The organism is Martelella sp., from assembly GCF_984369615.1.
In genome coordinates this window covers 1-8,824 of sequence record NZ_CFHTCS010000179.1, presented here as the reverse complement: position 1 = coordinate 8,824, position 8,824 = coordinate 1, and the positions used below count along the sequence as shown (strand labels likewise).

8 protein-coding genes are annotated in these 8,824 nt (G+C 61.8%); 3 read left to right on the top strand and 5 right to left on the bottom strand.

Annotation, left to right across the window (positions count from 1 at the left end; all coding sequences use genetic code 11):
• Window positions 1-194 (bottom strand): glutamine synthetase beta-grasp domain-containing protein (locus AC5DC2_RS14340; protein WP_491698959.1); only part of this gene is annotated, 194 nt, incomplete at its 3' end.
• 73 nt (window positions 195-267) lie between these two features.
• A complete protein-coding gene (locus tag AC5DC2_RS14335) occupies window positions 268-606 on the bottom strand; it encodes a P-II family nitrogen regulator (protein WP_024707846.1) in 339 nt (112 codons plus the stop codon).
• Between the two features lie 356 nt (window positions 607-962).
• On the opposite strand from AC5DC2_RS14335, the gene AC5DC2_RS14330 reads away from it, so the two are divergent.
• Window positions 963-2,429, top strand: coding sequence for an NAD(P)H-hydrate dehydratase (locus AC5DC2_RS14330; RefSeq protein WP_491698958.1), 1,467 nt, complete (start codon window positions 963-965; stop codon window positions 2,427-2,429).
• Here the strand turns inward: AC5DC2_RS14330 and AC5DC2_RS14325 are convergent.
• Both AC5DC2_RS14325 and uvrA read right to left on the bottom strand, forming a co-directional pair.
• Window positions 2,422-3,225, bottom strand: coding sequence for a DUF72 domain-containing protein (locus tag AC5DC2_RS14325; protein WP_491698957.1), 804 nt, complete (start codon window positions 3,223-3,225; stop codon window positions 2,422-2,424). The two genes, AC5DC2_RS14330 and AC5DC2_RS14325, sit on opposite strands and share 8 nt — an antisense overlap.
• Window positions 3,226-3,242: 17 nt before the next feature.
• Window positions 3,243-6,164, bottom strand: coding sequence for an excinuclease ABC subunit UvrA (gene uvrA, locus AC5DC2_RS14320; RefSeq protein ID WP_491698956.1), 2,922 nt, complete (start codon window positions 6,162-6,164; stop codon window positions 3,243-3,245).
• A gap of 247 nt (window positions 6,165-6,411) precedes the next feature.
• Between uvrA and AC5DC2_RS14315 the strand changes: the two genes are divergently transcribed.
• Window positions 6,412-6,927 carry a single-stranded DNA-binding protein gene (locus AC5DC2_RS14315; protein ID WP_491698955.1) on the top strand — a complete coding sequence of 172 codons (516 nt, stop codon included), beginning with the start codon at window positions 6,412-6,414 and terminating at the stop codon, window positions 6,925-6,927.
• A gap of 108 nt (window positions 6,928-7,035) precedes the next feature.
• On the opposite strand, the gene AC5DC2_RS14310 is transcribed toward AC5DC2_RS14315, so the two are convergent.
• A complete protein-coding gene (locus AC5DC2_RS14310) occupies window positions 7,036-7,680 on the bottom strand; it encodes a MarC family protein (protein WP_491698954.1) in 645 nt (214 codons plus the stop codon).
• 233 nt (window positions 7,681-7,913) lie between these two features.
• On the opposite strand from AC5DC2_RS14310, the gene AC5DC2_RS14305 reads away from it, so the two are divergent.
• Window positions 7,914-8,824: DNA gyrase subunit A (locus AC5DC2_RS14305; RefSeq protein ID WP_491698953.1), on the top strand; the 911-nt coding region annotated here is incomplete at its 3' end.

The window sequence follows — 8,824 nt, the reverse complement described above, 5'->3', positions numbered from 1 at the left end:
GACTCGTTGATGGCCTTCCAGCCGGCGATCGACGAACCGTCGAACATGATGCCGTCGGCGAACATGTCTTCATCGACAGCCGAAACGTCCATCGTCACGTGCTGCAGCTTGCCCTTGGGATCGGTAAAGCGCAGATCGACGAACTTGACGTCGTTGTCTTTGATTTGTTTCATAATTTCAGCAGCTGTCGTCATTTAACGTTTTCCTTGCATAAGAAGATGACGATAGGGATTCCCCGTCTTTCCGGATGGAAAGCGGAGGGATGGATCAGATGGCGTCAACGCCGGTTTCGCCGGTGCGGATGCGCACGACGCCCTCGACATTGGAAACGAAGATTTTTCCATCGCCGATGCGCCCGGTCTGCGCGGCATTGCGGATGGCATCGATGACGGCATCCACATTGTCGTCTGCCAGCACGACCTCGACCTTGACCTTGGGAAGAAAGTCGACGACGTACTCGGCGCCACGGTAAAGTTCCGTGTGACCCTTCTGGCGCCCGAAGCCTTTCGCTTCCGTGACAGTGATGCCCTGCAGGCCGACTTCCTGAAGGGCTTCCTTCACTTCGTCGAGCTTGAAAGGCTTGATGATCGCTTCGATCTTTTTCATGAGAAAATTGCTCTCCGCTTCTCCCGTTGAAGCAGGCACAGGCCCGCTCGGAACTTCATATGCACATTGCATGCCAGTTTGATCATATTGTCCCGCAATCACACCAAAAGGGAAGGGTGTTTTTACAGAAGCCACGGCTTTGCTGATGTGCCACCGAAATAAGGCTCGTCAAAAGGCGGACCTGCGTCAAGGGCAGGACTTTTTCACCGGGAAATATGGCTGTTGCCTGACGATTTGGCAGACATTTGTGTTTAAATAATAGGCAATTGACTATTGTATGAACAATATTGAGGCGGCGCTTGCACTCGAGCCGCATTTGCCGTTCTACTCTTCGGCACATCATGGAGGTCTCCGACATGCTTCTCCTGACACCGGCAGAGATGGGGCGCGCCGACCGTCTCGCGGCCGATAGCGGCATCGACAGCTACGGGCTGATGGTCAAGGCCGGCCGCGCGGTCGCCGCCGCCTTTCTCCGGCTTTATCCCGAGGCCCTGAGAGCAGATGTCTTCTGCGGCCCGGGCAATAACGGCGGCGACGGCTATATCGCGGCAGAGGCGCTGAAACAGGCGGGCGTCGCGGTCGCGCTTTTTCATCTGGGCGATCCGGAAAATCTGAAGGGCGACGCCCGACGCGCCTTTCAGGCCTGCAGCCTGGACGGCAGGCCGCTGGAGCAGTACAGGCCAACCGCCGGCGCGGTGATCATCGATGCCCTCTTCGGAGCCGGACTGCAGCGCCCGCTTTCCGGTGCGCTCTGCACCCTGACCCGTCAGGTGAGCGAAGCGGCGGTACCCGTGATCGCCGTCGACCTGCCGTCCGGCATCAGCGGACTGACCGGCAAGGTTATGGGCGCCGCCTTCAGGGCTGACCACACGGTCACCTTCATGCGGGCGAAGCCGGGTCACTACCTGCTGCCGGGGCGGGAGCATTGCGGCAGACTGGCGGTTTTCGACATCGGCATACCGCAGCGCATTCTTGAAGAGGCCGGCGGGGCCCATCATCTCAACGGGCCGGATATGTTCGCAGGCGCGCTGCCCGCGCCCGCGGCTTCATCGCACAAGTTCAAACGCGGCCATCTCGGCGTCTTCAGCGGCGGGCCGTCGGCCACGGGCGCGGCGCGGCTTTCGGCCACTTCAGGGCTCAGGATCGGGGCAGGGCTGGTGACGCTTGCCGTGCCGCCGAATGCGGCGATGGTGGTTGCGACGCAGGTGACGGCCGTGATGGTGAAGACGATCGGCGATGCCGCGGAGCTTGCGCATTGGCTTGAGGACAGCCGCCTTTCCGCTTTTGTGCTCGGGCCGGGTTTCGGTATCGGAGAAAAGGCGCGGGCCTTCGTCTCGGCCTTGGCTGCCCGGCCGCTGGTGCTGGACGCCGATGGGATATCATCCTTTGCCGAAGAGCCCGATGCCTTGTTCGCGCTGCTATCGGGCGCCGATTCGCATTGCGTGCTGACGCCGCATGAGGGCGAGTTCGCGCGGCTCTTTCCGGACATCGCCGCCGACGAGGATATCGGCAAGCCGGAAAAGGCGAAGCGCGCTGCCGAACGCGCCAACGCCGTGGTGCTCTACAAGGGCGCGGATACCGTGATCGCAGCCCCGGACGGCCGCATCGCCATCAACGCGGATGCCCCGCCCTGGCTGGCAACGGCGGGTTCCGGCGACGTTCTGGCGGGGATCATCGGCGGCCTTCTGGCGCAGGGGATGCCGGCCTTCGACGCGGCCTGTGCAGGCGCCTGGCTTCACGGGGAAGCGGGAAACCGCGCCGGCGAGGGACTGACGGCGGAGGACCTGCCGAACCACCTGCCGCCCTTGAGCGCAATCAGCTGACCTTCTGCTGCAGCGCCATCGCGCCGGCGGGCGCGCGGACCTTGCCGTTGGTGATGAAGAAGGCGAAGACATCGCGGGGCGTCTTTTCGGGCTTTGTCTCAACAAGCAGCGGCAAGTCCTCCGGCGCGCCGCCCTCGGCCCATGTCTTCAGCCGCCCGGCCCAGCGGTCCATTTCGTGATCCGAATAGCAATACGGATTGTCATCCGCGCCCTTCTGCAGCCGGCAATAGACGAAGTCGCCGGTGATATCGGCGATCATCGGATATTCGGGATGATCCGCACAGACCACCGTCGCGCCATAGCGGCGCACCAGCCGGACGAATTCCGGCGTGACAAACGACGGATGCCGGACTTCGATTGCATGGGCAAGATCAATTCCATCAAGGCTTTGCGGCAGAAGCTTCAGAAAATCCTCAAAGTCGTCGGGCTCGAATTTCTTCGTCGGCATGAACTGCCAGAGGATCGGTCCGAGCCTGTCGCCAAGTTCGGTGATGCCCTGATTGAGGAATTTATCGATGGAGCCTTCGGCTTCCGCCAGCTTCTTGCGGTTGGTGCAGTACCGGCTCGCCTTCAGCGAAAACACGAAACCATCCGGCACGCTCGCCGCCCATTTGGCGAAGGTGGCGGGCTTCTGCGACGAATAATAGGTGCCGTTGACCTCGATGACCCGCAACTTCTCCGAGGCATATTCCAGCTGTCGCGTTTTCGGCAGCTTGTCCGGATAAAAACTCTCGTTCCATGGATCGAAGGTCCAGCCGCCGATCCCGGCGCGGATTTCACCTGCCTCGGATGTCATCGCTTCCTGCTCCCCTTCTATTCCGCCGCTTCCGTTTTCTTCTGCGGACGCCGCTCAAGCAGTTCCTGCATGTAGAGGCCGGTATAGGAGCGCTTCTCCCTGACGATGTCCTCCGGCGTGCCGGTCGCGACGATCTCGCCGCCGCCGTCGCCGCCCTCGGGACCGATGTCGATCACCCAGTCGGCGGTCTTGATCACTTCGAGATTATGCTCGATGACCACGACGGAATTGCCCTGTTCGACCAGCTTGTGGAGCACGTCGAGCAGCTTGGCAACGTCATGGAAATGCAGGCCCGTGGTCGGCTCGTCGAGGATATAGAGCGTCTTGCCGGTGGAACGGCGCGACAGCTCCTTGGCAAGCTTGACGCGCTGGGCCTCGCCGCCCGACAGCGTGTTTGCCTGCTGGCCGACCTTGATATAACCAAGCCCGACATCCTGCAGCGTCTGCAGCTTGTCGCGCACCGAGGGCACGGCAGCGAAGAACTCGACGCCTTCCTCGACCGTCAGTTCCAGAATGTCGGCGATCGACTTGCCCTTGAACTGCACCTCCAGCGTCTCGCGATTGTAGCGCTGGCCGTGGCAGACGTCGCAGGTGACGTAGACATCCGGCAGGAAGTGCATCTCGATCTTGATCAGGCCGTCGCCCTGGCAGGCCTCGCAGCGCCCGCCCTTGACGTTGAAGGAGAAGCGGCCGGGCTGATAGCCGCGGGCCTTGGCCTCCGGCAGGCCGGCGAACCATTCGCGGATCGGGGTGAAGGCGCCGATATAGGTCGCCGGGTTGGAGCGCGGCGTGCGGCCGATCGGCGACTGGTCGATGTCGATCACCTTGTCGACGAACTCCAGACCGTCGATCCGGTCGTGCGGGGCGGGGTTTTCGCGCGCGCCCATGATTCGGCGCGCCGCCGCCTTGTAGAGCGTCTCGATCAGGAAGGTCGACTTGCCGCCGCCGGAGACGCCGGTCACGGCGGTGAACATGCCCAGCGGGATTTCGGCGGTGATGTTCTTCAGGTTGTTGCCGCGCGCGCCGACGATCTTCAGCGCCTTGCCCTTTTTCGGCTTGCGTCGTTCGGCAGGCACGGCGACGGCCTGCACGCCGCTCAGATATTGTCCGGTCAGCGATTTCGGATTGGCCATGATCGCCGCGGGCGTCCCCTCGGCAATCACCTCGCCGCCGTGAATGCCGGCGGCGGGACCGATGTCGAGCACATAGTCGGCGGCGAGGATCGCGTCCTCGTCATGCTCGACCACGATGACCGTATTGCCGATATCGCGCAGATGCTTGAGCGTGTCGAGAAGCCGCGTGTTGTCGCGCTGATGCAGGCCGATGGAGGGCTCGTCGAGCACGTAGAGCACGCCGGTCAGTCCCGAGCCGATCTGCGAGGCAAGGCGGATGCGCTGGCTCTCGCCGCCTGAAAGCGTGCCGGAATTGCGCGACAGGGTCAGATATTCCAGCCCGACATCATTGAGGAAACGCAGCCGCTCGTTGATTTCCTTCAGGATGCGCACGGCAATGTCGTTCTGCTTCTGCGAAAACCGTTCGGGCAACCCATCGAACCAGTCGCGCGCGCCCTTGATCGACATTTCGCTGACATGGCCGATATGACGGCCATCGATCTTGACGGCAAGCGCCTCCGGCTTCAGCCGGTAGCCGTTGCAGGCCGGGCAGGGGGCCGCCGACATGTAGCGCTCGATCTCCTCGCGCGCCCAGGCCGAATCCGTTTCCTTCCAGCGCCGCTCGAGGTTCGGCATGATGCCTTCGAAGGTCTTGGTCGTCTTGTAGGAGCGCGCGCCATCGGCATAGTGGAACTCGATCTTCTCCTCCGTGCCGTTCAGGATCGCATCCGTCGCGGCCTTCGGCAGCTTGTCCCAGCGCTCGGTCATCTTGAAGCCGAAATGCCTGCCGAGCGCCTCGAGCGTCTGCCTGTAATAGGGCGACGACGACTTGGCCCAGGGCGCGATGGCGCCATCGGAGAGCTTCTTGGCGCGGTCGGGAACGACCAGGCCTTCATCGATCTTCTGCTGGAAGCCGAGTCCGTCGCAGGTCGGGCAGGCGCCGACGGGATTGTTGAAGGAGAACAGGCGCGGCTCGATCTCGGAAATCGTGAAACCCGAAACCGGACAGGCGAATTTTTCAGAAAAAACAAGCCTTTCGTGGGTTTCGTTGAGAGACTTGTTCTTCGCGCCGCCGGCGGCCGTCTCGCCCTCCGGCAGCGGCTTGTCGGCAAATTCGGCAATCGCCAGCCCCTCGGCAAGCTCCAGACAGGTCTCGAGACTGTCGGCAAGCCGGGTGGCAAGGTCGGAGCGTACCGCCACGCGATCAACGACCACATCGATGTCGTGCTTGTATTTCTTGTCGAGCTTCGGCGCCTCTGCGATCTCGTAGAATGCGCCGTCGATCTTGACCCGTTGAAAGCCTTTCTTCTGCAGCTCGGCCAGTTCCTTGCGGAACTCGCCCTTGCGGCCGCGCACCAGCGGCGCAAGCAGATAGAGCCTGGTGCGCTCCTCCAGGTCCAGAATGCGGTCGACCATCTGCGTCACCGTCTGGCTTTCGATCGGAAGACCCGTTGCCGGCGAATAGGGCACGCCGGTGCGCGCGAACAGAAGGCGCATATAGTCGTAGATCTCCGTGACCGTGCCGACGGTGGAGCGCGGGTTCTTCGACGTCGTCTTCTGCTCGATCGAGATCGCCGGGGACAGACCGTCGATCCGGTCGACGTCGGGCTTTTCCATCATCTCCAGGAACTGGCGCGCGTAGGACGACAGGCTCTCCACATAGCGGCGCTGGCCTTCCGCGTAGATCGTGTCGAAGGCAAGCGACGACTTGCCGGAGCCCGAAAGCCCGGTCATCACGATCAGCGAATTGCGCGGAAGATCGACATCGATGCCCTTCAGATTGTGCTGGCGCGCGCCGCGAATGGAGATATTTTTGAGTTCGCTCATAGCTTTCGGCTTCTCGGCAAAGGAAAATCGGTTCTTATGTAGTTCCCAAGGACGGCCTGTCGAGGCTTTGCTTCAATAAGGGCGCCGGAAATGAATCGGTTGACGGGATCATATCAGCGCATTAGAACAAATAAAGAACATTTTTATTGTGGATTTCACGCCTGCGATTGGTCGCCATGCGGCAGATCGTTTATGCTGGCGCGAAATTCTTCAAGAGGGCCGCGATCGCGGCCAAACAGGTGGTTTCATGGCAGGTAGTGTAAACAAGGTCATCCTCGTCGGCAATCTCGGAGCGGATCCGGAGATCCGGCGCACCCAGGACGGCCGGCCGATCGCCAATCTCAGGGTCGCCACGTCGGAAACCTGGCGCGACCGCAATTCCGGCGAGCGCAAGGAGCGCACGGAGTGGCACCGCGTCGTCATTTTCAATGAGGGCCTGTGCAAGGTCGCCGAGCAATATCTGCGCAAGGGTTCCAAGATTTATATCGAAGGCCAGCTTCAGACGCGCAAATGGACCGATCAGGGCGGCCAGGAGCGGTATTCGACCGAAGTCGTGCTGCAGGGCTTCAACTCGACGCTGACCATGCTCGACGGTCGCGGCGAGGGCGGCGGTCAGGGTGGCGGCGGCGGCTTTGGCGGTAGCCAGGGCGGCGGTTATGACGATTACGGCTCCCAGCCGGCCTCAAGCGGCGGCGGTCGCAGCAGCGGTGGCGGCGGCGGCGGCGGTTTCTCGCAGGACCTCGACGACGACATCCCGTTTTGATGGTGACGGATTAATACGGACGCAAAACAGATCCCGCCAGGTCTTCTGCGGGGTCGCTTTCTCCCGAGCTTTGTCGGCGCGACCTCCATCGGTTCGCGCCGCGGTCTTTTATTGCGAGACGGCCGTCAGGTGAAATGCGGTCTGCATACCGTCGATGACGAACTGCACGGCAAGCGCCGTCAGCATCATGCCGAGTATGCGGGTGAGAATATTGCGACCGGTTTCGCCCAGGAACCGGTCGATCAGCCCGGCGGCCAACATCGCCAGAAGCACCACCAACGAAGCGATGAAGATCACCCCCACGAGCGCCAGCTTGTCGAGCACCGTTTCCATTTTCGACCCGAGCAGAATGGTAGCCGAGATCGCACCGGGGCCCGCGATCAGCGGCATGGCGAGGGGAAAGGCGGCAAGGTGGGCGATATTGTCCTTGGTGATCGCGGTTTCGGTGGTCTTCTCTTTTCTTTCCTGGCGCTTTTCGAAAATCATTTCGCAGCCGATCCAGAACAGAAGGATGCCGCCGGCGATGCGGAAGGCGCTCATGGAAATGCCGAGCGCCCCGAGGATGCGATCGCCGATAAGCGCGAAAGCGACGAGAAGACAGAAGGAGATGAGCGCGCCGCGCACGGCGACGAGCCGGCGCTCCGCCTGCGTCATGCCGACGGTCAGCGCCAGGAAGATCGGCACCATGCCGGGCGGGTCCATCGTCACCATCAATGTGGTGAAGCCGCTCAGGAGCGTGCCCATGTCTGCCATTGAAATGTCCCGATCCCGTTGATCTCAAGGGCGCAGGCACTGGTCGTCCGGAGAAAACCCAGAGTGGCATTGCCCGCGCTTTCGACACCCTGCCACAACTCCGCCGTCAAATCCGAATTAAATCTGAGGGACGCCGCTTCTGTCCACCGCGGAAGGCCCCGCCAAATTGGCGTTCGGCGTCGGATTCGGCTATAAACGCGCGATATGATTCTAGCTTGAGATCGTGATTCATTTTGACTGATCAAACGACACCATCGGGCGGGGGGCTCCCGCCGGGCATCGAGCCCATTTCCATCGTGGAAGAAATGCAGCGCTCCTATCTCGATTACGCCATGAGCGTGATCGTCAGCCGTGCGCTGCCGGACGTGCGTGACGGGCTGAAGCCGGTCCACCGCCGCATCCTCTACGGCATGTCGGAACTCGGCGTCGACTGGAACAAGAAGTACATGAAGTGCGCCCGTATCACCGGCGACGTCATGGGTAAATTCCATCCGCATGGCAATGCCGCGATCTATGACGCGCTGGCGCGCATGGCGCAGGACTGGTCGCTCAGACTACCGCTGATCGACGGGCAGGGCAATTTCGGCTCCGTCGACGGCGATCCGCCGGCGGCCGAACGCTATACCGAGTGCCGGCTGCAGAAAGTCGCGCATACGATGCTCGACGATCTCGACAAGGAGACCGTCGATTTTCGGGAAAACTATGACGGCACGCTGTCCGAGCCTGTGGTTCTGCCGGCGAAATTCCCGAACCTGCTGGTCAACGGCGCGGGCGGCATTGCCGTCGGCATGGCGACCAACATTCCGACCCACAATCTCGGAGAGGTTATCGACGGCGCCATCGCGGTGATGGAGAACCCGGCAATCGAACTGCCGGAGCTGATGCAGATCATTCCGGGTCCCGATTTTCCGACAGGGGCGCAGATTCTCGGCCGCGCCGGCATCAAGTCGGCCTATGAGACGGGCCGCGGTTCGGTCATCATGCGCGGGCGGGCGAAAAGTGAATGGGCAGGGCATTATGCTAGTCGCACAAGGCCTTGGCCTAGGCACAGTTATCCCGAGATTTTTGGCATAGAGTTTTTCACGAGCTACGGGCAAGATAAGTTGGTCGAGTCGGCACAGTTGTGTGCAACTGCGGAAAGTAA

Excerpts from the sequence above, each read along its gene's own strand:
- AC5DC2_RS14335 (WP_024707846.1), bottom strand. The coding sequence starts at position 606 with ATGAAAAAGATCGAAGCGATCATCAAGCCTTTCAAGCTCGACGAAGTG.
- AC5DC2_RS14330 (WP_491698958.1), top strand. The coding sequence starts at position 963 with ATGCTTCTCCTGACACCGGCAGAGATGGGGCGCGCCGACCGTCTCGCG.
- AC5DC2_RS14325 (WP_491698957.1), bottom strand. The coding sequence starts at position 3,225 with ATGACATCCGAGGCAGGTGAAATCCGCGCCGGGATCGGCGGCTGGACC.
- uvrA (WP_491698956.1), bottom strand. The coding sequence starts at position 6,164 with ATGAGCGAACTCAAAAATATCTCCATTCGCGGCGCGCGCCAGCACAAT.
- AC5DC2_RS14315 (WP_491698955.1), top strand. The coding sequence starts at position 6,412 with ATGGCAGGTAGTGTAAACAAGGTCATCCTCGTCGGCAATCTCGGAGCG.
- AC5DC2_RS14310 (WP_491698954.1), bottom strand. The coding sequence starts at position 7,680 with ATGGCAGACATGGGCACGCTCCTGAGCGGCTTCACCACATTGATGGTG.